The organism is Nonomuraea cavernae (assembly GCF_040655715.1).
In the GTDB taxonomy this organism is placed as follows: Bacteria; Actinomycetota; Actinomycetes; order Streptosporangiales; family Streptosporangiaceae; genus Nonomuraea; species Nonomuraea cavernae_A.
On record NZ_JBFAKL010000024.1, the window covers coordinates 1 to 22,204 of the forward strand.

The following is a 22,204-nucleotide window of genomic DNA, read 5'->3' on the forward strand; positions in this document are numbered from 1 at the left end:
CCTGATTCCCGCCACAATCCGCGGCGCCCCACACCCGAAGACGATCACACCCCGCGATCATCCAACATCGGAATGCGCAGGGCCTGAATGCCTACCCCGGCGGACGATCGGCTTGGCCCGCTCCTCGGGCAGCGCCCATTCCTGCTCGGCCGGATCGCCGTAGCTCATCATCCCGAGGCAGACGCGAGAAACTTTCAGTCCGCTGGCGCCCAATCGCATGTAGTCCATAGGGGCAACTATATGTCCTGAAATGTTCCAGATTGTGGTAACGGGGCCGTGTCGAAAGTCGGTAACGCGCTTTACATGGGCAGAGCAATCGGGTCGATTGGAGGAGTGAGACGGGCGTTCCGCTTTTTGCGATGCGACGCGTCCGGTGGTGATGAACTCATTTTCGGGGGACGGGTGAACGAAACAGGTAGTTGGTTCGCGCGTGGATCGCGTTCCGTGGCCATGGTCCCCTCCTCTCCGCTGATGCTGGGCGGGCTCGGCCTGATGGCCGGGATGCCCGCGCTGACGGTGCCGGTTCAGTGGGGACTGGCGGATTCGGGGTACGTCCTCGAGGGCTCGGCGGTCCTGCTCGTTCTCCTGGCGGTGCACGCCCAGTTCGTGCTGCGCATACTGGCCCGCAAGGGCATCGGGTGGTGGCTGGTCGCCGTCCAGGCGGGGCTGACGTACCTGCCGCTGCCTGTCGTCGGGGCGGCCTGGATCCCCGTGTCGGGGCTGTTGTCCGGGGCCCTGCTGCTGGTGGCGCACCAGGTCCGGTCCTTCGCCCTGGCGGCCCTGGCCGTGGCCTGCGGGCCGGTGCTCCTCGCGGCTCCGCCCGAGGCGCTGACCCACGCCGGCTGGGCCGTCGCCGCCCCGCTGCTCGGCCTGGTGGAGTTCGCCTTGGTCAGCCTGGCCGCGCAGGCCCACCGGCTGTCGGCCACGCGCAGTGACGTGATCCACCGGGCGGTGGCCCTCGAACGCCGCCGCTTCACCAGGGACCTGCACGACCTGGTGGGCCATCGGCTCACCGTTCTCGTGCTGAAGGCCCAGCTGATCCAGCGGCTCGTGCACGAGCGCGACGACAAGGCGGAGCAGGAGGTGGACGAGACGCTGGCGCTGCTGCGCGCCCTGGCCTCCGACGTGCGCGCCGTCGCCCACGGCGAGCAGCGCTCCTCGCTGGAGACCGAGCTGAGCTCGGCGCGATCCCTGCTGGAGTCGGTGGGGGTCCGCTGCCAGATGCGGGTCTCGTGCCGCGACCTGCCGCGGGAGGTGGCCGAGGCGCTCACCCACGCGCTGCGCGAGGGCGTGACCAACGTGCTGCGGCACGCCACCGCCCGCGAGTGCGTGATCCAGCTGCTCGAACAGGACCGGGTCGTGAGCCTGTCGATCAGCAACGACGGCGTCCTCCAGCGGCGCCGGCCCAAGGACGGCGGGCAGGGGCTGATCAACCTGACCGAACGGGTCGCGGTGCTCGGCGGCCGGCTGGAGACCACGACCTTGCGCGGCGAGCGTTTCTTATTCACGGTGCACGTTCCGAGAAATCAATAGTGACCACTTAACGAAACCATTTATGACAAACGCACATAGGGCAGTGTGTTCGGCACGCCGCAATGCTGTTCTGTGTTACTAGACGAAATATCAGCGCGCCGTCATTCTTCTCGTGTAGACCTCATCGGGAAGGCGCGTGATGGACCAGTATGAGCTGTACTGCCTCGCGGATCGTCATTTCTACGACACGCTTGAGCACAGCACGGCCGACGACGCCGGCTTTCCCATTCTGCGCAGGCCGGCGCCCGGCGACTGGTCCTCCGAGGTCACCGACACCTGGTGCTACTACGCACCCCAGGGGCAGCCGCCGATGCCCGCGCAGGGGTGGAAGATTCACGTGTCGGCCCGGCTCGACGACGCCGAGAAGGCGATAGCGGCCGTCTACGACTACTGCGTTCCCCGCATGATCGCTTTCAAGTTCCTGCGCGGCCCGGCGGTCCTGGTCATGGTCAATTCCAAGGCCGCCTCGCGCGCCTCCAGCGGCAAGCTGATCACGATCTACCCGAGGGACGAGGCACAGCTCGAACTCGTCCTGAAGGAACTGCACGAACTACTGCGCGACGTCCGGGGCCCCTACATCCTCAGCGACCTGCGCTACGGTGAGGGACCGCTTTTCGTCAGGTACGGCGGTTTCGCCGAACGGCACTGCCTGTCCGGGGGCGGCGAGCGCGTGCTGGCCGTCGAGGACGGCGCCGGCCGGCTCGTCCCCGACGTGCGCGGCTCCACCTTCTCCGTGCCGCCGTGGACGACGCTGCCGGAGTTCCTCAAGCCGCACCTGGCCGCCCGCAACGCGGTCACCATGAGCGACCTGCCGTACCAGATCGACACGGTGCTGCACTTCTCCAACGGCGGCGGCGTCTACCTCGCCCGGCACCTGCCCACCGGCGACCAGGTGGTGCTGAAGGAGGCGAGGCCGCACGCCGGCCTCGACGCCCTCGGCCGGGACGCGGTGACCCGGCTGGCGCACGAGCGCGACATCCTGGAACGCCTGGCCGGTCTGAGCGCGGTGCCCGAGCTGCGCGACCACTTCACCGTCGGCGAGCACCACTTCCTCGTTCAGGAGTTCGTCGACGGCACCCCGCTGCAGCGGCGCCTGGTGCACCGCTACCCGCTCACCCGCGCGACCTGCGACGCCGACGACCTGGCCGCCTACACCCGCTGGGCGCTCGACACCCTGGACCAGGTGGAGACGGCCATCGAGGCGCTGCACGAGCGCGGCGTCGTCTTCGGCGACCTGCACCCGGACAACATCCTGCTGACCGAGAGCGGCCGCGTGGTGCTCATCGACTACGAGGTCGCCACCCTGGTCGGTGACGGGGAACGGGCGGCACTGGCCCACCCCGCCTTCGTGGCGCCACCCGACCGGCAGGGGACCGACGTCGACAGGTACGCGCTTGCCTGCCTGCGGCTGGGGCTGTTCGCGCCGCAGTGCACGATCATGCTGCCACTGTCCCCCGAGAAGGTCGCGCAGCTCGGCGAGCTGGTCGCGGAGACGTTCCCGGGCACCCGGGACATGGCGCGGACGGCCGCGACCACCATCATGGGCCGCGACCCGGCCGAGGCGCAGGACCTCCCGATGCCCGGCTCCACGCCCTGGACGCCGCTGCGCGACGCGCTCCGCCGGGCCATCACGGCCGCCGCGACACCCGATCGCGACGACCGGCTGTTCCCCGGCGACGTGGCGCAGTTCCGCCCCGGCGGCGGCCTCAACCTCGCCCACGGCGCGGCCGGCGTCCTGTACGCGCTGGCGGTCAGCGGGGCCGGACGCTTCCCCGAGTGGGACGGCTGGCTGCGCGAGCGGGCACTGCGCCCGCTCCAGGGATCGGGCCTCGGACTGTACGACGGGCTGCACGGCATCGCCTACGTCCTCGACCGGCTCGGATACCGCGAGGACGCGCTCGACCTGGTGGACATCTGCCTGCGCGAGAAGTGGGACGGACTGGAGTCGGCGCTCCACTCCGGACTGGCCGGGATCGGGCTGAACCTGCTGCACCTCGGCGAACCCGAGCTGACGAAGGCCGGCCTGCGCGCCGTCGACATCTGCGCCGCCCGGCTCGGCGGACCCGACGACGTGCCCGAGGTCAGCGGCGGCGCCAACCCCCGGGCCGGGCTCATGTACGGCTCCAGCGGCCCCGCCCTGCTGTTCCTGCACGCCTACGAGCACACCGGCGACCCGTCGCTGCTCGACCTGGCGGAGGTCGCGCTCCGGCAGGATCTGCGCAGGTGCCGGGCGGCCGAGGACGGCTCGCTCCAGGTGAACCAGGGCTGGCGGCTGTTGCCGTACGTGGACGAGGGCTCGGCCGGCATCGCGCTGGTGCTCGCCCGCTACCTGGCCCACCGCGACGATCCGGAGCTCGCCACCGCGCTCGCGGACCTGCTCAAGGCGGCCCGCTCCGGCTTCTTCGTGCAGCCGGGCCTGTTCACCGGCCGCGCCGGCATCATCGCCGCGCTGGCCGGCGTGCCACCGCAGCCGGACACCGCCCAGGTGCTGGAGGCGCACGTCAAGGGCCTGCGCTGGCACGCACTGCCGTACGGGGGTGGCCTGGCCTTTCCGGGCGACCAGCTGCTGCGGCTGTCCATGGATTTCGCGACTGGTTCGGCAGGTGTCCTCTTCGCCCTGAACACGGTACTGGGCGACAACCCGGGACACCTGCCGTTCCTGGAGGCCGCGCCAGTGGTGCGGCCTGTCACCCACGAGTCCCGGAAGGAGGTGTAACACCATGGTCCTTCTCGACCTGCAGGGGCTCGAGACCCCGGCGAGCAGCGACGTCGCCAGCGGCGGCAGCACGCTCACGGTTCTCGGATGTCACTCCGGCAAGCCCAGCAACCTCAGTGTCGCGCTCTGCCACTGATCAGTGAGACCGATCCCCGCGCCGACCGAGAAGGCCGGCGCGGGGATCTTCGGACTTGACGCGAGGAGGCCCGGGGTGCTCGCCGGAGACCGGCTGGTCATGCACGCGGTACGGCGAAACGGGCCGTGGACCGCGATCCTGGCGGCCACGGCCGCCGGGGGCGCGGCCGCCGAACTGGCCCTGCCGTACGTGGCGGGCCGGACCGTCGACGCGTTCGTCGCCGCCGACCCCGCGGCCGTGGAGTGGCTGGCCGGCTGCGCCGTGGTCGTCGCCTGCGTGGTGCTCTGCGAGAGCCTCGGTGTGTGGGCCGGCGGTGTGAGCGGAGCCGGCGCCGCCGCCCGGCTGCGCCTCGGGATGCTGCGCCACGTGCTCGGCGCCGGCCCCGCCGTCACCCGCCGCTTCCCCGAGGGCGAGCTCGTCACCCGCGCCGGGCTGAACGCCGAGGAGGTCGGGCGGGCCCCCGAGTCGGTGACCGGGGCGCTCGCGCTCCTGGTGCCCACCGCCGGCGCGCTGGTGGCACTGACCCTCATCGCGCCCTTGCTCACCCTGACCCTGCTCGCCGGCATCGTCCTCATCCTGCTCGTGCTGAACACCTTCCTGCGCGCGACCACCACGATCGCGGGCGGCTACCAGGAGGCGCAGGGCGAGCTGGCCGCCGGCCTCGTCGAGGCGCTCGGCGGGGCGCGCACGATCGCCGCCGCCGGGACCGAGGACCGGGAGGCGCGCCGCGTCCTGCGGCCGCTGCCCAGGCTGCGGCGGCACGGCATGCTGCTGTGGCGCGCCAACGCGACGGCGGGAGTGCGCGCCGGGCTCGTGGTGCCGCTGGTGGAGGTGGCCGTGCTGGCGGTGGGCGGCTTCATGCTGGCCGCGGGCGACCTCACGGTGGGCGAGTTGTACGCCGCCGCCAGGTACGCGGTGCTCGGCGCCGCCCTGAGCGGCGCGCTCGGTCCCCTCGGTGGCCTGGCCAGGTCGCGGGCCGCGGCCGGGCGGATGGCCGAGGTGCTCGCCGTGCCCCGCACTCGCCACGGAAGCCGGGCAGTGCCGTCCGGGACGGGCACTCTGGAGTTCCGCGACGTGACGGCCGCCGGCCTGACCGTGCCGCGACTGGTCATCCCCGGCGGCTCGCTCACGGCCGTGGTCGGGCGGTCAGGGTCGGGCAAGTCGCTGCTCGCGGCGCTCGCGGCCCGGCTGGCCGACCCCGACGGCGGCACGGTCCTGCTCGACGGGGTGCCGCTGCCCGAGCTGGCCGGCCCAGAACTCAGGCGCGCCGTCGGCTGCGCCTTCGAACGTCCGGTCCTGGTCGGTGACACGATCGCCGACGCCATCGCCCTCGGCCGCCCACCCCCGGACGACGCGCCTCCCGTGAGCGGCGACGGCTCCGACGCGGTGTCGCGGGCAGACGACGGCGCCGAGGTCGTGCGGCCTGTCGCGGAGCCGGACGCGGTGACGGCGGGGCCGGCGCCGGACGCGGTGACGGTGGCGGCGGGGGCGGCGCGGGCCGACGGGTTCGTCAGGCGGCTGCCGCACGGGTACGCCACCCTGACGGCGGACGCGCCGCTGTCCGGTGGCGAACGCCAGCGGCTCGGCCTGGCCCGGGCCTTCGCCCAGGGGGAGCGGCTGCTGGTCCTCGACGACGCGACCTCCAGCCTCGACACCGTGACCGAACGCGAGGTCGGCCGCGCGCTCTCCGACGGCTCCGGCGGCCGTACCCGGCTGGTCGTCGCGCACCGCCTCGCCACGGCCGCCCGTGCCGACCAGGTCGTCTGGCTGGAGGACGGCGCCGTACGCGGCAGGGGACCGCACCGCGAGCTGTGGCGCGATCCGGCCTACCGGGCGGTCTTCCAGGGGGAGGAGTGATGAGGGCACTGCTGTGGCGCGCGCTGCGCCGCGAGCCGCGTCAGCTGGTCCGGATCTGCCTGTGGTCGGTGCTGGAGGCGGCGCCCGCCTTCCTCATCGGCCTCGCGGTCGCCCGGGCCATCGAGGACGGCTTCGCCGCGGGCCGGCCGGAGATCGGACTGGCCTGGCTGGCGGCGCTCGGCGCGGCCTGGGTGGTGGCCGCGGTGGCCGCCCGCCAGATCGTCCTCGCGGTGGCGGCCGTGGCGGAGCCGTTCCGTGATGATCTGCTCGGCCACGTCGTCGGCGGGGCCGTCCGCCGTGCCGCCGCCGCGCCCGGCGCGCGGCAGGACAGCGCCGCCGTCACCCGCGCCGGCCTCCAGGTCGAGCTGGCCAGGGACGCCTTCGCGGCCGTCATCACCACGGTGCGCGGCTTCGCGTTCACCGTGGTGAGTGTGGTCCTGGGCCTGCTCACGCTGGCGCCGGGGGCCGCGGCGCTGGTGCTGCCGCCGTTCGCGGCCGGGCTGGCCCTGTTCCTGGCGTCGCTGCCGCTCCTGGCCCGGCGGCAGCGGGCGTTCCTGGTGGCCGACGAGCGGCTCGCCGAGGCGATGACCGCGATGGCCGGCGGGCTGCGCGACATCGTCGCGTGCGGCGCGGAGGATCGCCAGGGCGCCCGGCTGGCCGCCCACGTGGACGGCCAGGCGTCCGCCGCGCGGGCCCTGGCCAGGGCGACCGCCGTTCGCACCGCCGCGCTGGGCGTCGGCGGCTGGCTGCCCGTGGTGCTCGTGCTCGCCGGGACGCCGTGGCTGCTGAGCGGCGGCGCGGGCGCCGGGGTGGTCGTCGGCGCGCTGGCCTATGTCGCCCAGTCGCTGGCCCCGGCCCTCGGCGGGCTGGTGCACGGCCTCGGGGTGAGCGGTGTCCAGCTCGCCGCCACCCTGGACCGGATCACCGCCGCCCCGCCGCCCCCCTCGCGCGCGGTCCGCCGCCGGCCCGCGTCGGCCGAGGTGCGGCTCCGCGAGGTCACGTTCGCGTACGGCCCGCACTCCGCCCCGGTCGTCGACGGCCTCTCGCTGTGCGTTCCCGAAGGTGAGCACCTGGCCGTCGTCGGGCCGAGCGGGGCCGGGAAGTCCACGCTGGCGGCCCTGATCAGCGGGCTGCTCCGCCCGGACGCCGGCCAGGTGCTGGTCGGCGGTGTCCCCGCGGACCAGGCCGAGCACGCCGCCAGGGTGCTCATCCCCCAGGAGGCGTACGTCTTCCGCGGCACTCTGCGCGAGAACCTCGCCTACCTCCGTACCTCGCCGGACGGCCCGCTGGAGGGCGGTGACCCACCGGACGGCCGTATGGAGGGCTTGGAGTGGCCGGACGGGGCGGGGCCTGGGCCGGCCGAGTTCGAGGCGGCGGTCCACGCCCTGGGAGCGGCCGAGCTGGTGGCGGCCGTGGGCGGATACGACGCCCGTCTCGACCCGGGCGCGCTGTCGGCGGGACAGCGGCAGCTCATCGCGCTGGTGCGCGCCTACCTGTCACCCGCCCGCCTGGCCATCCTGGACGAGGCCACCTGCCACCTCGATCCCGCCGCCGAGGCACGGGTCGAGCACGCCTTCGCCGGCCGCGGCGGCACGCTCGTCGTCGTCGCCCACCGGATCACCTCGGCCCGGCGGGCCGGCCGCGTCCTGCTCATGGACGGCGGCCGGGTCCAGACCGGCACCCACGACGAGCTCGTACGCACCTCATCCCTGTACGCCGACCTGGTCGGCCACTGGCAACCGGAGCCCGTGTCATGAGATATCCAGCGGCAAGGCGACTGCCCTTCGTCGAGAACCTGCACGGCCACCGCGTGCCCGACCCCTACCGCTGGCTGGAGGACCCGCACGATCCCGAGACCCGGGACTGGCAGGCCGCCCAGGACCGGCTGTGGCGCGACCAGACCGCCGGGCTCCCGCTGCGCGAGCGGTTCGCCGCCCGCCTGACCGAACTGGCCGCCACGGGGCTGGTCACCCCTCCGGTGTGGCGGGGTGAGCGCCGCTTCCACCTGTCCCAGTCCGCCGGTCAGGAGCATCCGGTGCTCTGCCTCGACGACGAGGTGATCCTCGATCCCATGCGGCTGGATCCCAGCGGCCTGACCACGCTCGACGACTGGCAGCCCGACCTGGACGGCCGGCGGCTCGCCTACCAGCTGTCCAGGCGCGGCGACGAGCGGGCCGACCTGTACGTCATGGACCTCGGCACCGGCCAGGTGGTCGACGGCCCGGTGGGCGGCTGCCGCTACTCCCCGGTCGCCTGGCTGCCCGGCGAGGAGGGGTTCCTCTACGTCCGCTTCCGTCAGGGGGTCTACCTGCACCGCCTCGGGGAGCCGGACGACGTGCGGGTCTTCAGCCGCGGCGCGGTGCCGTACGGGCTGCTGATCGACGAGGGCGGTCGCTGGCTGACGATCTCCGCGGGCACCCGGACCGGGAACGACGTCTGGCTGGCCGACCTGTCCACCTGCTCCGCGCGGCGGCCCGAGCTGCGCGTCGTACAGGAGGGGCTGGAGGCCAACACGGCGGCGGCCGTCGGCCACGACGGGCGCGTCTACCTGCTGACCGACCACGGGGCGCCCCGGCGCAGGCTGTGCGTGGCCGACCCGGCGGCCCCCGAGGCCTGGAAGGAGCTGATCCCCGAGGATCCCGAGGCGGTGCTCGGCGCCTTCACCGTCCTCGACGGAGACCGGCTCCTGGTCTCCCGGACCCGCCACGCCGTCGGCGAGATCGGCGTCCACGACGCCATCAGCGGGACCCGGCTGGCCACCGTACCCCTGCCAGGCAGCGGGACCGTCACCTCGCTGACGTCCCGGCCGGGCGGCGGCCACGAGGCGTGGTTCGGTTACACCGACGCCGTCACCCCCGCCGAGGTGTGGCATTACGACGCGCGCGGGGAGCGGGCCGTCAGGTGGGCCGCGCCGCCCGGCAACGTGCCGCTGCCGGAGGTGGAGAGCCGTCACGTGGAGTACCGCTCCGCCGACGGCACGCTCGTGCGCATGGTCGTCTCCGCGCTTCCCGGGCGGGAGGGACCCCGTCCGGCGATCCTGACCGGTTACGGCGGGTTCGGCGTGCCGCTGACGCCCGGGTACGCCGCCGACTCCCGCGCCTGGGTGGAGGCCGGCGGCGTGCTGGCGATCGCCGGCCTGCGCGGCGGCGGCGAGGAAGGAGAGGCCTGGCACCGCGACGGCATGCTGGACCGCAAGCAGAACGTCTTCGACGACTTCATCGCCGCCGCCGAGAGACTCGTCGCGGACGGGTGGACGACGCCCGACCGGCTGGCCGTCTGGGGCGAGTCCAACGGCGGTCTGCTCGTGGGCGCGGCCATGACCCAGCGGCCCGCCCTGTTCGCCGCCGTCGTCTGCTCGGCGGGGCTGCTCGACATGGTCCGTTACGAACTGTCCGGCCTGGGCGCCTCCTGGACGGCCGAGTACGGCTCCGCCGGCGACCCTGAGCAGTTGCCGTGGCTGCTCGGCTACTCGCCCTATCACCACGTCCGCGACGGAGTGGACTACCCGGCGACGCTGTTCACCGTCTCGGGAGCGGACTCCCGGGTCGATCCGATGCACGCCCGCAAGATGTGCGCCGCCCTGCAGCGGGCCACGTCGGGGGACCGGCCGATCCTGCTGCGGCACGAGCCCGACGTCGGCCACGGCGCCCGCGCGGCCAGCCGTTCCATCACGCTCGCCGCCGACATCCTGGCCTTCGTGGCCGACCGCACCGGCCTGACCGCACCGGCCTGACCGCACCGGCCTGACCCACCGGTTCGGGTTGACCGGGGACGGCCCGGAACGGCCGGCCGGGGCCGGGCGGTTCAGATCCAGCCCGACTCGCGGGCGATGCGGATCGCGTCGATGCGGCTGCGCGCGCCGAGCTTGGCCGTAGTGCGATGCAGGTAGTTTCGGACCGTTCCCTTGGACAGGAACAGCGAGGCGGCGATCTCCGACACGGACGCCCCCTCGGCGGCGGCGCCGATCACGTCCAGCTCGCGCGCCGTCAGGGGCGCGTCGGGCGGGGTCATCGCGGCGATGGCGATCTCCGAGTCGATGACCCGTTCTCCGCAGGCGACCCTGCGGATGGCGTCCGCCAGTTGGCTGGGCTGCGCGTCCTTGGCCATGAACCCCCGCACGTGCGCGTCGAGCGCCCGCCGCAGCAGCCCTGGCGTGCCGACGCCGGTGAGGATCAGGACCCCGCAGGCAGGCAGCTTCTCGTGCAGCTCGCCCGCGGCCACCAGGCCGTCCTTGCCGGGTAACCCGACGTCGATCACCGCGACGTCCGCCTGGACGGCACAGGCGGTGGCGACGATGCGATCACCGCGTTCCACCTCGGCGACGACCTCGATGTCCTCCTCGTACGCCAGCAAAGCCACGATCGCCCCGCGCACCAGATGCATGTCCTCAGCGAGCAGAGTTCGGATCACGGTTGTCCTTGTGGTCAGCCAGCAAATCCTTCGTGGTCCTGAGGCTTCACAGCAGTGTGAGGCCGCCGTCCACGGCCAGAATCTGCCCCGTCACATAGGAAGCATGCCCAGAAAGCAGGAATATCACGACGTTGGCGATTTCCCAGGCTGTGCCTTGGCGGCCCATCGGCACCCGCACCCGCTTGCGGTGCTCCCAGTGCCGGCTCGCCTCCCGCCCGAGCGGCGTGTCGACCAGCCCCGGCGCCACCAGGTTGACCCGCACGCCCCGCCCCGCGCCCTCCAGCGCGACGTTCCTGGCCAGCCCGACGAGCCCGGCCTTGGACGCCTCGTACGACGGGATCAGGCTGCCCGGCCGCAGCCCCGCCACCGAGCCGATGAGGACGATCGAGGAGCCCGGCCCGAGCAGCGGCAGCGCGGCCTTGCAGACCAGGAAGTGGGCGCGCAGGTTGACCGCGAAGACCTGGTCCCACTCCTCGGCGCTCGTCCCGGCCAGCGTGAACCCGGCGCCGATGCCCGCGTTGAGCACGATCCCATCGATCCGCTCGGCTCGGGCCGGCAGCGCCTCGCACTGCGCGGGATCGGCCAGGTCCACGGTGAGCACGGAGGCCGCACCGCCCTCGCGCCTGATCCAGCCCGCGGTCTCGGCCGCCGCGGGCTCGTCCACGTCGGCGCAGACGACCTCCGCGCCCTCGCGGGCCGCGGTCACCGCGATGGCCCGCCCGTTGCCCACCGGAGGGTCCGGCTCGTCGGAGGGCCTGGTGCCCGCGCCGACGACCAGCACCCGTCTCCCTACCAAGCGACCGCTCATATGGGGGATGCTAACGACCATGGAACCGCGTGTGCAGCCCCTGCCGCCGGAGCAGTGGGACGACTTCCAGAAGGCCAACCCCCTCAACGTCTTCACCACGCTGGCCCGCCACCCCACGCTCTACCGGGCCTGGCTCCGTTTCGGCGGCGCCCTCCTGTACGGCACGCTGCCCGCCCGCGACCGCGAGCTGGCCATCCTGCGCACCGCCCACCACCGGGGCAGCGACTACGAGTGGGCCCAGCACGTCCGGATCGCCCGCGACGCGGGCCTGTCCGACCAGGAGATCGAGTCCGTACGGCAGGCCGGCGCGACCTGGGACCCGGCGGACGCCCTGGTCCTGCGGGTAGCCGACGAACTGCACGCCGGCGGAGACCTCTCAGACGCCACCTGGGCGGCCCTGTGCGAGCGCTATGACGAACCCGGCCGGATCGAGCTGGTGATGCTGGTGGCCCACTACGACATGCTGGCCGTCGTGCTCAACACGCTCAGGGTGCGGATCGAGGACTGAGGGGGCCAGGCTCGACCAGCTCAGAGCGGGGAGCCGGGGATGATCATCGTCACTCCCGGCACCGAGCCGATCGAGGCCAGCGCCTTGCCCGCGTCGGCCAGCCCGATCGTCCGGGTGATCAGCTCGTCGGGGTGGAGCAGCCCGGCCCTGATCATCTCCAGCATCGGCGGGTAGGCGTGCGCGGCCATCCCGTGGCTGCCGAGCAGCCGCAGCTCCTGGCCGATCACCCGGCTCATCGGGATCGGCGTCGTGTCGTCCGGCAGCAGGCCCACCTGGACGTGCCGGCCCCGGCGGCGCAGGCTCTCGACGGAGGCCGCGCAGGTGCGCGGGCTGCCCAGCGCGTCGATCGACACGTGCGCCCCGCCCCTGGTCAGCTCTCGCACCTGGGCGCCCGCGTCACCGGCCGAGCCGTCGACGAAGTGGGTGGCGCCCGCCTGCTCGGCCAGGTGGAGCGCGTCGCTGCTGATGTCGACGGCCACCACCCGCGCCCCGGCCGCCGAGGCGATCATGACGGCGGACAGGCCGACCCCGCCGCAGCCGTGCACGGCCACCCACTCGCCCGGCCGCACCTCGCCGACCTGCGCCACGGCGCGGAAGGCGGTGGCGAAGCGGCAGCCCAGGCTCGCCGCGGTGACGTAGGACATCTCCTCGGGCACCGGGATGAGGTTGACGTCGGCGCGGTCGATGGCCACCAACTCGGCGTAGGAGCCCCAGTGGGTGAAACCGGGCTGCGTCTGGCGTTCGCACACCTGCTGCTCGCCGGCCGCGCACGTCGCGCAGGAGCCGCAGGCGCACACGAACGGCACGGTCACCCGGGCGCCGGGCAGCCAGCCGCGCACGCCGGAGCCGACCGCCTCCACGACACCCGCCAGCTCGTGGCCGGGAACGTGCGGCAGGACCCGGATGGCGGGGTCGTGCCCCTGCCAGCCGTGCCAGTCGCTGCGGCACAGGCCGGTCGCCTCGACCCGGATCACCGCCCCGTGCGGCGAGGGGGACGGGTCGGGCAGCTCACGCAGGTCGAGCTCCCCACCGAAGAGGTCAAAGGCAACAGCTCGCATCTCACGAGCTTAGAGTCTGTCGCCGCAGGTCGCGCAAGGCCTGGTGGGAGGCCGAGCCCGGCTCGGTGGTGTAGAGGACGAGGCGCAGGTCGTCGCGGTCGGGCACCGGCAGCACCTGGCAGATCGTGTCGATGGGCCCGACCACGGGGTGTTCGACGCGCTTGCGCTGCTGCCTGCGGACGCACACCTCGTGCCGTGCCCACACGGCGGCGAACTCGGGGCTGAGCGCGAGCATCTCAGCGACCAGCCCCTGGATCCCGGGGTCGTCGGGGTAGCAGCCCGCCGCCACCCGCAGGTCGGCCACCGAGGCGCGGGCGAAGGCCCCCTTCTCGATGTCGTCGAGGATCTCGGCGATGTCGGGAGCGGCGAAGACCCAGCGGATGACGTTGCGGTCGTCGGGTGACCGGCTCTCCAGGTCGCCCAGGAGGGCGCCGGCCAGCGGGTTCCAGGCCAGGACGTCGTACTTGGCGTCGAGCACGTAGGCCGGGACCTCCTCCAGGAAGGAGATCAGGTGCAGGATGCTCGCGGGCACGTCGCCCCGGCGCGCGGACGGGTCGGTGGCCTGGCCGGCCAACTTGAACAGATGGGTGCGCTCGTTCTGGTAGAGCATGAGCGCCCTGGCCAGCGCGTTGAGCACCTGCCTGGACGGGTGCGGACCCCTGCCCTGCTCCAGCCGGATGTAGTAGTCGACCGACATGCCGGCGAGCTGGGCGACCTCCTGCCTGCGCAGACCAGGGGTGCGCCGACGCTCTCCCGTGGGCAGGCCGACCTGCCTCGGCGTGATCCGGTGGCGCCGGGAACGCAGGAATTCGGCGAGTTCGTCGCGGTTCATCCCTCCATCCTGGGCAACGGGACGGACGCGTGGGTGGTACCGCCGGTCCCAGCCTCGGCAGGTCTCTCCCGCGTCGCCGCGTACGGCGCGAAGGTGGGGGCCATGACGACGACAGCCCTCATCACGGGCGCCAACAAGGGAATCGGCTTCGAGATCGCGCGCCTGCTCGGCGAGCGCGGCGTCACCGCCATCGTGGGAGCGCGCGACGAGGAGCGCGGGCGGGCCGCCGCCGAGCGCCTAGGCCAGCCGTACGTACGCCTGGACGTGACCGACGAGACGAGCGTGCGGGCCGCCGCGAAGTGGATCGAGCAGGAGTACGGCGCGCTCGACATCCTGGTGAACAACGCCGGGATCATGGGCCCGATGGACGTCCCCGCCGGCGTCGGCCGCGCGGACGCGTTGAGGGAGGTGTACGAGACCAACGTGTTCGGCGTGGTGACCGTGACCGACGTGCTGCTGCCGCTGTTGCGCCGGGCGTCGGCGGCCCGGATCGTCAACATGTCGAGCGCGCTCGGGTCGCTGGCCGACTCGCTCGATCCGGACAGCCAGTTCTACGGGCAGGACTACCTGGCCTACAACTCCTCCAAGACCGCGCTGAACATGGTCACCGTGGTCTACGCCAACGAGTTGCGGGACACCCCGATCAAGGTCAACGCCGCCGATCCCGGCTACTGCTCCAGCGACATGAACGCCCACACCGGCTACCGCACCCCCGCGCAGGGCGCGGCGATCGCGGTGCGGCTCGCCACACTCGGGGCCGACGGCCCGACCGGCGCGTTCCTGCAGGACGAGGGGCCCGTGCGCTGGTGAGGTGTGGAGCCCCCTTCACCGGACAGTAAGGGGGGCATGGGACGAGATTTGGACAAGGAACGCTTCTCTGAGACGGAATATGCCCGCTTCGGCGAGCGGCTCGACGAGCAGTTGGGCGCGCTGCGCGAGTTGCTGGACCAACCCGGGTTCGGCGAGGGGCCCACGACGATCGGGGCGGAGCTGGAGCTGTTCCTGGTGGACGGCAAGGGACGGCCGCTGCCCCGCAACGAGGAGGTGCGCGAGTCGCTCGACGACCCCCGCGTGGTGCTGGAGCTGGGCCGGTTCAACCTGGAGGTCAACCTGACCCCGGTGCCGCTGGCCGGGCGGCCGTTCGAGCGGCTCGGCGCGGAGATCCAGGAGACGGTGACCAAGGTCGACGCCGCGGTCGGGCGGCTGGAGGACCAGGGCGGCGCGCTGCCCATCGGCATCCTGCCGACGCTCGACTCCGAGGACTTCACCAGGGAGGCGATCAGCGACCAGAACCGATACCGGGCGATGAGCAGGGGCGTCAGGCGGCTGCGGCTCGAACCGTTCCTGGTCAAGATCGAGGATCTGGAGCTGTCGGTCGAGGACGTCATCCTGGAGGCGGCCAACACCTCCTGGCAGGTGCACATCCGCACTCCGCCCGACCGGTTCGCCCGGTTGTTCAACGCCGCGCAGCTCGCCACCGGGCCGGTGCTGGCCGTCTGCGGCAACTCGCCGTACTTCCTCGGCAGGCAGCTGTGGGAGGAGACGCGGATCGCGCTGATGGAGGAGGCGGCCGACGACCGCGACGTCGAGCGGCGCTACCGCAAGGACGGGCGGGTGACGTTCGGCTCCGACTGGGTGCGCGAGGGCGCCTACGAGTTGTTCGAGAGGTACGTCCGCGACTACGACCCCATCCTGCCCGACCTGACGGACGACGCCGGCCCGCTGGACGTGCCCGAGCTGAGGTTGCACCAGGGCACGGTGTGGCAGTGGAACCGTCCCGTCTACGACCCGGCCGACGGCGGTCACCTGCGGGTCGAGATGCGCGCCCTGCCCGCCGGACCTTCCTGCGCCGACATGACGGCCAACACGGCGTTCCTGCTCGGGCTGACCCTGGCGCAGGCCGAGCGTGACCTGACCGGCTACCGGTTCGCCGAGACGTACCAGAACTTCTATCGCGCGGCCATGCACGGACTGGACGCCAAACTCTCCTGGCCCGGCCTGGACGGCGAGTTCGAGGCCCCCGACCTGGTGCTGAGGCTGCTGCCGGAGGCGCGGGCCGCGCTGCTGGCGGCCGGCGTGGTGCCGGACGAGGTGGACAACGCGCTCGGCGTGATCGAGGAGCGGACCCGGCTGCGCCGTACCGGGGCGGTCTGGCAGCGGGAGGCGCTGGCCCGCCTGAACGGCGACCGGAACCGCCTCGTCCGCGAGTACCGGGAGAACGCGCTGACCGGCGTTCCGGTACATCTGTGGCGTTAGTTACAACATTGGCCGCTCTTCGCCCGTCACACTGTCAAAGAGACGGAAAAGCGAGGAATGTATGGCGGCTACGGGGATGGTTCCGATCGACAGCGCCCCCTTCGCGTTACGGCGGGATACCGGCACCCTGGCCGAGGGCGCGGCCAAGCTGGCCAAGGAGCTCGGCCGGGTCACGGTCGAGACGGTGCTGGCGCGGGGCAACCGGACCGCGGTGCGCAAGGGGGCCGCGGCGGCGCTGGGCAAGATGCAGCCCAGGCCGGACGTCTGGTACGCCTTCGACAGCGCCGACCAGGGCACCGCCGACTGGTATCCGCAGGGGCTCACGTGCGGCGAGGACTCAGGGGCCGTGAAGGTGCCGGTGTTCCTGGTCAGCTGGTACTTCAAGCCGCAGCCCCCGGTGCCGGAGCGCGGGATCAGGGTGACGTTCCTGAGCCCGAGCACCCTCAAGTACCAGCACGCGCTGCTGGTCGAGGCCAGGCCGGACGGGTCGTACCGGGCGATCGACATCCACGCGGGGGGCATCGCCTGGTACGGCGACCTGCTCTACGTGGCCGACACCAAACGCGGGCTGCGGGTGTTCGACGTGCGGAACCTGCTCGACCTGCGCACGGTCCAGAACGACCTGGGCGACTCCCAGCGGATCGGCCGCGCCAACGGGAAGTTCCACGCCTTCGGCTACCGCTACGTGATCCCGCAGACCGACTTCTGGCGCGTCACCCAGGAGGGACCGCGCTTCTCGTTCGTGTCGATCGACCGCGCTGCGAAACCGCACGCGCTCGTCTCCGGCGAGTACGCCGAGGCCGGCCCCGACGGCCGCGTCGCCAGGTGGGACCTGCCCCTGGACAGTGGCACGCCCAGGGACGCCTACGTCATGGGCCACCCGAAGATCCAGGGCGCGGTCTCGAACCGTGACAGGTGGTACCTGAGCCAGGCGGTGGACGCCGCCACCAACGGCAGGCTGCAGGTCTACCGGGCGGGCAAGCTCCTCACCCGCCAGTTCCCGATCGGGCCGGAGGACCTGACCGTGCGGGGTGGCAAGGTGTGGAGCGTCACCGAGTTCCGGAACAAGCGGGTGATCTTCGGTGTCGACCTGTGAGGGTCAGTCCCGGAGATGCCGGTTGAGCAGCTCCCGGTAGCGGCGGTCGAAGTCGTCGTAGCGGGCCCTTAGCCCACCGCCCGGCCAGCCGTCGGGCAGCAGCTCGCCGGGCAGCAGCGGATCGGCGAGCAGGTGGCGCAGCACGGCGGCCGACACCAGGAAACCCTCGGCCAGCCCGTCAGCGCGGTCCAGCGCCCGCCGCAGCCGGTGCGCTTCGGCCGCCCAGCCGTCGAGATCCCACAACAGGGGAGTGGGATCGCCGTGCGGGCGGCCGTCGATCAGCGTGCACTGCGCGGTCATGGTCTCGGGCCAGGTGCGCAGCAGGTTGGCCGGACGCATCCAGGTGCCCTCGCGCAGCTCGGCCAGGCGCAGTGCCCTCATCGTGTGCCGGAAGGCGGCCCGGTCGGCGGGCGCCCGCCGCTCGGCCGTGACGACGGCGATCTCCCACGTGCCGTCCCACGGCTTCGGATGCGGGTCGCGGCTCTCGTCCTGCCGGGCCTGGCGCTCGACCAGGCGCTCCGACAGGCGGTAGCGGCCGTCGTGCTGGACGAGGTCGCCCGCGGCCACCATCCGCGACAGCGCCACCCGCACCGTGCCCTCGGCGATGCCGAACAGCGCGCCGATGCGCACCAGATGCCGGGCGGCCAGCTCCGGCGGGTGGCTGCCCAGCAGCGCGCTCAGCACGGCCGACCGGGCACTCAGGCCATTACGCTCTTCCATCGCGTGTCGAGTATATGTAACACTCGCGGGTATGGGGAGCTATCTCATCGAACCGTTCGACGGCAGCGACCGCTACGCGACCGAGCGCTACCAGGGCGCCGCCGGACGCGACTGGTGGAGCTGTGACCCGTCGCTGCGCCTGCTCATGCGCCACCACCTCGGCGACGGCTACGCCTGGGCGGAGCCGCACCTCGAGAAGCTGGGCATCCTCATGGGCGGCCCGATCGCCCGCCACGCGGAGGAGACCGACCGCAACCCGCCCCGGCTGGAGAAGTACGACCGCTGGGGCAGGGACGTCAGCGAGGTCGTCATGCCGCCCTCCTTCCACGCGGCCAGGGACGCGCTCATGGCCGACAACTTCACCTCGCCCGCCTTCGCCGCGCAGGCCCGCGCGCACGGAGCGAACCCCGAGGCGCTCGCCGCCGCCTGGACCTACCTGCTCGACCAGGCCGACATCGGCATGGGCTGCGCCCTCGGCACCGGCGGCGACATGGTGGTGTCGCTGGCCGAGAAGCACGCGCCCGGCGACGTCAGGGAACGGGTGCGGGAGATCTTCGCCAACGGCTTCTACTCCGGCGAGGCCGCCCAGATGTTCACCGAGCGCACCGGCGGCTCCGACCTGGCCGCGCTGGAGGCCACGGCCGTCCCCGACGGCGACGCCTGGCGGCTGTCCGGCCTCAAGTGGTTCGCCTCCAACGCGAACGGGTCGGCGTTCGTCGTCCTGGCCCGCCGCGACGGCGGCGACGTCGCCCCGTTCCTGGTGCTGTGGGAGCGGCGCGACGGCTCGCGCAACGCGGTGCGGATCAGGCGGCTCAAGGACAAGCTCGGCACCCGCTCCGTCGCCTCGGCCGAGGTGGAGTTCACCGGCGCGGAGGCGTTCCTGCTGGCCGGTGAGGGCTCCGGCTCCGGCCTCGGCACGATGATGAAGCTCACCAACGCCTCCAGGCTCGGCGTCGCGATGATGGGCGTCGGCGTGGCCCGCCGCGCGCTGGTCGAGTCGCTCTGCTACGCCCGCGCCCGTGCGGCGTTCGGCCGGCCGCTGATCGAGCAGCCGCTGATGCGCCGCAAGCTGGCCGAGCTGATCGTCGAGGTCGAGGCCGCCCAGGCGCTGGTCTTCGACGGCCACATCGGGCCCCGGCTGCGCCTCGCGCCCGCCCTGATCAAGCTGCGCGCCTCCCGGCTCGGCCTCACCGCCGCCAGCGACGCGATCGAGGTGCACGGCGGCAACGGCTACATCGAGCAGTGGCCGGTCGCCAGGCTGCTGCGCGACGCCCAGGTCAACCCCATCTGGGAGGGCGGCGACAACATCCTGTGCCTGGACGTCCGCCGGGCGATGCTCCGCGAGAACGCCCACGAGCCCTTCCTCGACCGCCTGGTCGCGGCGGTCGACCAGGCGCCCTCCGGTGATTCCGCGACCGCCGACCTGGTACGAGGACGGATCGACGACCTGCGCAAGGCGATCACCGTGTGGTCCTCGCTCGACCCGGTCGTGGCCGAGGCCCGGCTGTTCCCGCTGGCCCAGCTCATGGCCGACGTCTACGCGGCGGCGCTGCTGCTGGAGCAGGCGGGATGGGGGCTCGACGACGGCCGCAAGGCCCTGGTGGCCCGCCTCTACGCCGACGCCCACCTCGCCGACCACGGCCCGCTGCGGGGTCTCGACCGCCCGGCCGAGGACCTGGAGCGCTTCGACGAACTGCTCGCGGGAGCCCTCCAGCTCTGAGCTCGACGGGCGCGCGCTCACATCGGGGGGCCCAGACCGGACTGCATGGCGAACACCACCAGTTGCGCCCGGTCGCGGGCCTTGAGCTTGAGCATCGCCCGGCTGACGTGGGTGCGCACGGTCTCCGTGCTGACCACCAGCCGGGCAGCGATCTCGTTATTCGACAGGCCGGCGGCCACCCAGGTGGTCACCTCGCGTTCGCGTTCGGTCAGGTCCTTGACGCCCGGGTGCGCGATCATGGCTGGAACGCGCCGGGCGAACTGGGAGATCACACTGCGGGTGACCGACGGGGACAACAACGACTCGCCTCCGGCCACCAGGCGTACGGCGCGTAACAGCTCCTCTGGATCGGCGTCCTTGAGCACGAACCCGCTGGCGCCGTCGCGCAGCGCCTCGAACACGTACTCGTCCAGCCCGAACGTGGTCAGCATGACCACCCGCACCGACCCCAGCGCCGGATCGCCGGTGATCTCCCGGAGCGCCGACAGGCCGTCCATCTCCGGCATCCTGATGTCCATCAGCACCACGTCCGGCCGCTTCTCGCGGATCACCCCTAGCCCGGCGCAGCCGTCGGCGGCCTCACCGACCAGCTCGGTGTCAGGCTCGGAGCGCAGCAACGTCCGCACGCCGACGCGGATCAGAGCCTGGTCGTCCACGACCACCACACGGATCATGCCCTCGCCTCCACCGGTATGCGCGCCCGGACCGAGAAACCCCCGGCGGGAAGCGGCCCCACCTCCAGTGTCCCGCCGAGCTGCTCAGCCTGGGCGCGCATGCCGCGGATGCCGAGCCCTCCCTCGGCCGCCGTCCCGGTGCCGGCTCCCGTGTCGGTGATCTCGACCAGCAGGTCGGCGTCGTCGCGGCGGACCAGGACCAGGGTGGTGGCCGCTCCGGCGTGGCGCAGCACGTTCGTCAGGGCCTCCCGCACGATGCGGAACGCCGCCGCCTCCACCGGACCGGCCAGGCCGAGGTCCGGCTGGACGTCCACGGTCAGCTCGACCCCGGCCGCGCGTACCCGGTCGGCCAGCTCGCCTAAGCCGTCCAGGCCGGGGCCGGGTGGCGCCGGCCCGCGGCGCGCGGGCTCGTCCCCGCGCAGCCGCTCCAGCCCGGCGCGCAGGTTGTCCAGCGACTCACGGCTGGTGGCGCGCACCGCCTCCATGGCGTGGCGGGCTTCGGCCACGTCGCGGTCGAGCACGTGCAGGGCCACTCCGGCCTGCATCGCGATCGCCGCCAGCCCATGGCCGATGGTGTCGTGCAGGTCCTGGGCCATGCGCAACCGTTCCTCGGAGGCCGCGCGCCGCGCCTGCTCCGTGCGCATCCCCGCGGCGGCCTCCCGCCGGATTCGCACGACCATCCCGGCCACCAGCGCGGCCAGGGCGATGGCGACCTGGGGGAACGCGGTCACGGACTCCTCGCCCTCCGCGACGGCCTTGGCGAACAGGGCCACCACCAGCACCCCCAGGTCCGCCGCCACGACGGCCATGGCCCGACCGGCCGGCCACGCGACGCCCACGCCGTACATGGCGACGGGCACCGTCAGCAGGATCGGGCCGAACGGGTAGCCGGCCGCCAGATAGGCCGCCACCGCCGCGCCGTTGACCGCCAGCGCCGTGCCCGGCCGGCGCCGCCCGGCCAGCGCCAGAGCCGCGATCACGATCAGTGTGTACGCCGCCGGGTCCAGAGGGCGGGCCGCGTCCGGCTGGTAGGTCGCCGCGGGCTCCGTGCCGATCAGGCCGACGGCCAGGAACGGCAAGCACGGCCACGCGTCCGCCCACCGGGCCCGCGCCCAGACACCGCTCACCTTCACGACTCTAACGCCCGGCGGATGTCACCACCCGTACGCAGAATCGCGTATCCGCGAAGGCCGCGCCCGGGGTGACGACCCGGTAGCGGCATCCCTTCCACCATGAACGCATCAGCTCTCGAAACAGGACCAGGCGATCAACACCGCATTCCCCGGCGCCCGCCCGTCCACGGCGGGCGCGACGATCGCCGGCCCACCCACCGTAGGAAAAGGAGCTCAGGATGAAGTCGAAGATCAGAGCGCGGAGATGGGGTGTCGCGGCGGTCGGCCTCCTGTCGGCGTTGATGCTGGCGTCCCCGCCGTCGACAGCGAGTTCGAGACCCTCCGTGGCGCCACTCGACGACGCGCCCGGCGCCGCGGACTTCAACCCGAACCCGACGATCGGGGGGAACGGCAACGCTGTTCCGGCGCCTGGCTTCGCGTCGGGGGCTCGCGGGGTCTACGCGCCCTCCTACCTGCCCGGCTGCCCGTACCAGCGCGTCTGCGTCGCGGTGCTCGACTACCAGAACGGGCACAACACCTGGAAGATCTGGAACCTTTACGAGTGCGGCGAGTACTCGCTCTACGACTGGCACCGTCGTGGCTGGATTCGGAACAACCAGTCTGGCAGCGCGGTGACCTACCGGCTGGATTCCAATCACTTCCCGCTGAGCCCGAGTCACCCTGTCAACAACAAGTGGGTGGAGGTCGACTGGGAGCCCACGTGGCACATCAGGACATGCTGATGACGCGGTTTTGAAGGGTGCCGCC

20 protein-coding genes are annotated in these 22,204 nt (G+C 72.8%); 12 read left to right on the forward strand and 8 right to left on the reverse strand.

Annotated features, from left to right (window positions below; all coding sequences use genetic code 11):
* Positions 1–57: 57 nt before the first annotated feature.
* On the reverse strand, positions 58–228 hold the full coding sequence (locus AB0I38_RS29360) for a hypothetical protein (protein ID WP_358484027.1): 171 nt from the start codon (positions 226–228) through the stop codon (positions 58–60).
* A gap of 222 nt (positions 229–450) precedes the next feature.
* On the opposite strand from AB0I38_RS29360, the gene AB0I38_RS29365 reads away from it, so the two are divergent.
* From AB0I38_RS29365 to AB0I38_RS29390, 6 genes are all read left to right on the forward strand, one after another.
* The gene (locus AB0I38_RS29365) at positions 451–1,533 is read left to right on the forward strand and encodes a sensor histidine kinase (RefSeq protein ID WP_358485245.1); all 1,083 of its coding nucleotides are present in this window, start codon (positions 451–453) and stop codon (positions 1,531–1,533) included.
* A gap of 139 nt (positions 1,534–1,672) precedes the next feature.
* Complete coding sequence (lanKC, locus tag AB0I38_RS29370) at positions 1,673–4,249, forward strand: class III lanthionine synthetase LanKC (RefSeq protein ID WP_358484038.1); 2,577 nt, start codon at positions 1,673–1,675, stop codon at positions 4,247–4,249.
* Between the two features lie 4 nt (positions 4,250–4,253).
* Entirely contained in the window at positions 4,254–4,385 is a 132-nt protein-coding gene (locus AB0I38_RS29375; protein ID WP_189127049.1) for a SapB/AmfS family lanthipeptide, read from the forward strand.
* Between the two features lie 75 nt (positions 4,386–4,460).
* Complete coding sequence (locus AB0I38_RS29380) at positions 4,461–6,242, forward strand: ABC transporter ATP-binding protein (RefSeq protein WP_358484064.1); 1,782 nt, start codon at positions 4,461–4,463, stop codon at positions 6,240–6,242.
* On the forward strand, positions 6,242–7,999 hold the full coding sequence (locus AB0I38_RS29385) for an ABC transporter ATP-binding protein (protein ID WP_358484075.1): 1,758 nt from the start codon (positions 6,242–6,244) through the stop codon (positions 7,997–7,999). Before AB0I38_RS29380 ends, AB0I38_RS29385 begins: the two co-directional genes overlap by 1 nt.
* Positions 7,996–9,975, forward strand: a complete 1,980-nt coding sequence (locus AB0I38_RS29390; protein ID WP_358484084.1) for a prolyl oligopeptidase family serine peptidase — start codon at positions 7,996–7,998, stop codon at positions 9,973–9,975. Before AB0I38_RS29385 ends, AB0I38_RS29390 begins: the two co-directional genes overlap by 4 nt.
* A 71-nt stretch (positions 9,976–10,046) precedes the next feature.
* Here AB0I38_RS29390 and AB0I38_RS29395 read toward each other — a convergent pair whose 3' ends face one another.
* On the reverse strand, positions 10,047–10,652 hold the full coding sequence (locus tag AB0I38_RS29395; RefSeq protein ID WP_358484097.1) for a response regulator transcription factor: 606 nt from the start codon (positions 10,650–10,652) through the stop codon (positions 10,047–10,049).
* 46 nt (positions 10,653–10,698) lie between these two features.
* Positions 10,699–11,460, reverse strand: coding sequence for an SDR family NAD(P)-dependent oxidoreductase (locus AB0I38_RS29400; RefSeq protein ID WP_358484123.1), 762 nt, complete (start codon positions 11,458–11,460; stop codon positions 10,699–10,701).
* Positions 11,461–11,479: 19 nt separating this feature from the next.
* On the opposite strand from AB0I38_RS29400, the gene AB0I38_RS29405 reads away from it, so the two are divergent.
* Positions 11,480–11,968, forward strand: a complete 489-nt coding sequence (locus AB0I38_RS29405; RefSeq protein WP_358484138.1) for a carboxymuconolactone decarboxylase family protein — start codon at positions 11,480–11,482, stop codon at positions 11,966–11,968.
* 20 nt (positions 11,969–11,988) lie between these two features.
* Here the strand turns inward: AB0I38_RS29405 and AB0I38_RS29410 are convergent, their stop codons facing one another.
* Positions 11,989–13,026: a zinc-dependent alcohol dehydrogenase family protein gene (locus AB0I38_RS29410; RefSeq protein ID WP_358484147.1), complete on the reverse strand. Its 1,038-nt coding sequence runs from the start codon at positions 13,024–13,026 to the stop codon at positions 11,989–11,991.
* A 1-nt stretch (position 13,027) separates the two neighbouring features.
* Positions 13,028–13,858: a helix-turn-helix transcriptional regulator gene (locus AB0I38_RS29415; RefSeq protein ID WP_358484155.1), complete on the reverse strand. Its 831-nt coding sequence runs from the start codon at positions 13,856–13,858 to the stop codon at positions 13,028–13,030.
* Between the two features lie 102 nt (positions 13,859–13,960).
* Between AB0I38_RS29415 and AB0I38_RS29420 the strand changes: the two genes are divergently transcribed.
* The 3 genes from AB0I38_RS29420 (at position 13,961) to AB0I38_RS29430 (ending at position 17,210) form a co-directional block, all read left to right on the forward strand.
* Positions 13,961–14,668 carry an SDR family oxidoreductase gene (locus AB0I38_RS29420; RefSeq protein WP_358484167.1) on the forward strand — a complete coding sequence of 236 codons (708 nt, stop codon included), beginning with the start codon at positions 13,961–13,963 and terminating at the stop codon, positions 14,666–14,668.
* Positions 14,669–14,704: 36 nt separating this feature from the next.
* The gene (locus AB0I38_RS29425; protein WP_358484176.1) at positions 14,705–16,114 is read left to right on the forward strand and encodes a glutamate--cysteine ligase; all 1,410 of its coding nucleotides are present in this window, start codon (positions 14,705–14,707) and stop codon (positions 16,112–16,114) included.
* A gap of 76 nt (positions 16,115–16,190) precedes the next feature.
* A complete protein-coding gene (locus AB0I38_RS29430) occupies positions 16,191–17,210 on the forward strand; it encodes a hypothetical protein (RefSeq protein WP_358484186.1) in 1,020 nt (339 codons plus the stop codon).
* A 3-nt stretch (positions 17,211–17,213) separates the two neighbouring features.
* On the opposite strand, the gene AB0I38_RS29435 is transcribed toward AB0I38_RS29430, so the two are convergent.
* On the reverse strand, positions 17,214–17,930 hold the full coding sequence (locus AB0I38_RS29435) for a PaaX family transcriptional regulator C-terminal domain-containing protein (RefSeq protein ID WP_358484201.1): 717 nt from the start codon (positions 17,928–17,930) through the stop codon (positions 17,214–17,216).
* A gap of 31 nt (positions 17,931–17,961) precedes the next feature.
* Here AB0I38_RS29435 and AB0I38_RS29440 point away from each other — a divergent pair, with 31 nt between their 5' ends.
* On the forward strand, positions 17,962–19,650 hold the full coding sequence (locus AB0I38_RS29440; RefSeq protein WP_358484217.1) for an acyl-CoA dehydrogenase family protein: 1,689 nt from the start codon (positions 17,962–17,964) through the stop codon (positions 19,648–19,650).
* A 17-nt stretch (positions 19,651–19,667) separates the two neighbouring features.
* Here the strand turns inward: AB0I38_RS29440 and AB0I38_RS29445 are convergent, their stop codons facing one another.
* Both AB0I38_RS29445 and AB0I38_RS29450 read right to left on the reverse strand, forming a co-directional pair.
* The gene (locus AB0I38_RS29445) at positions 19,668–20,324 is read right to left on the reverse strand and encodes a response regulator transcription factor (protein ID WP_358484237.1); all 657 of its coding nucleotides are present in this window, start codon (positions 20,322–20,324) and stop codon (positions 19,668–19,670) included.
* On the reverse strand, positions 20,321–21,451 hold the full coding sequence (locus tag AB0I38_RS29450; protein ID WP_358484261.1) for a sensor histidine kinase: 1,131 nt from the start codon (positions 21,449–21,451) through the stop codon (positions 20,321–20,323). Before AB0I38_RS29450 ends, AB0I38_RS29445 begins: the two co-directional genes overlap by 4 nt.
* Positions 21,452–21,675: 224 nt before the next feature.
* Here AB0I38_RS29450 and AB0I38_RS29455 point away from each other — a divergent pair, with 224 nt between their 5' ends.
* A complete protein-coding gene (locus tag AB0I38_RS29455) occupies positions 21,676–22,179 on the forward strand; it encodes a hypothetical protein (RefSeq protein ID WP_358484283.1) in 504 nt (167 codons plus the stop codon).
* Positions 22,180–22,204 lie beyond the last annotated feature (25 nt).

Bases quoted from the DNA above. Each gene is read 5' to 3' on its own strand.
- AB0I38_RS29445 (WP_358484237.1), bottom strand. From the start codon at position 20,324: ATGATCCGTGTGGTGGTCGTGGACGACCAGGCTCTGATCCGCGTCGGC.
- AB0I38_RS29365 (WP_358485245.1), top strand. From the start codon at position 451: ATGGTCCCCTCCTCTCCGCTGATGCTGGGCGGGCTCGGCCTGATGGCC.
- AB0I38_RS29360 (WP_358484027.1), bottom strand. From the start codon at position 228: ATGGACTACATGCGATTGGGCGCCAGCGGACTGAAAGTTTCTCGCGTC.
- AB0I38_RS29375 (WP_189127049.1), top strand. From the start codon at position 4,254: ATGGTCCTTCTCGACCTGCAGGGGCTCGAGACCCCGGCGAGCAGCGAC.
- lanKC (WP_358484038.1), top strand. From the start codon at position 1,673: ATGGACCAGTATGAGCTGTACTGCCTCGCGGATCGTCATTTCTACGAC.
- AB0I38_RS29410 (WP_358484147.1), bottom strand. From the start codon at position 13,026: ATGCGAGCTGTTGCCTTTGACCTCTTCGGTGGGGAGCTCGACCTGCGT.
- AB0I38_RS29440 (WP_358484217.1), top strand. From the start codon at position 17,962: ATGGGGAGCTATCTCATCGAACCGTTCGACGGCAGCGACCGCTACGCG.
- AB0I38_RS29390 (WP_358484084.1), top strand. From the start codon at position 7,996: ATGAGATATCCAGCGGCAAGGCGACTGCCCTTCGTCGAGAACCTGCAC.
- AB0I38_RS29415 (WP_358484155.1), bottom strand. From the start codon at position 13,858: ATGAACCGCGACGAACTCGCCGAATTCCTGCGTTCCCGGCGCCACCGG.
- AB0I38_RS29430 (WP_358484186.1), top strand. From the start codon at position 16,191: ATGGTTCCGATCGACAGCGCCCCCTTCGCGTTACGGCGGGATACCGGC.
- AB0I38_RS29425 (WP_358484176.1), top strand. From the start codon at position 14,705: ATGGGACGAGATTTGGACAAGGAACGCTTCTCTGAGACGGAATATGCC.
- AB0I38_RS29405 (WP_358484138.1), top strand. From the start codon at position 11,480: ATGGAACCGCGTGTGCAGCCCCTGCCGCCGGAGCAGTGGGACGACTTC.
- AB0I38_RS29420 (WP_358484167.1), top strand. From the start codon at position 13,961: ATGACGACGACAGCCCTCATCACGGGCGCCAACAAGGGAATCGGCTTC.
- AB0I38_RS29455 (WP_358484283.1), top strand. From the start codon at position 21,676: ATGAAGTCGAAGATCAGAGCGCGGAGATGGGGTGTCGCGGCGGTCGGC.
- AB0I38_RS29435 (WP_358484201.1), bottom strand. From the start codon at position 17,930: ATGGAAGAGCGTAATGGCCTGAGTGCCCGGTCGGCCGTGCTGAGCGCG.
- AB0I38_RS29385 (WP_358484075.1), top strand. From the start codon at position 6,242: ATGAGGGCACTGCTGTGGCGCGCGCTGCGCCGCGAGCCGCGTCAGCTG.
- AB0I38_RS29400 (WP_358484123.1), bottom strand. From the start codon at position 11,460: ATGAGCGGTCGCTTGGTAGGGAGACGGGTGCTGGTCGTCGGCGCGGGC.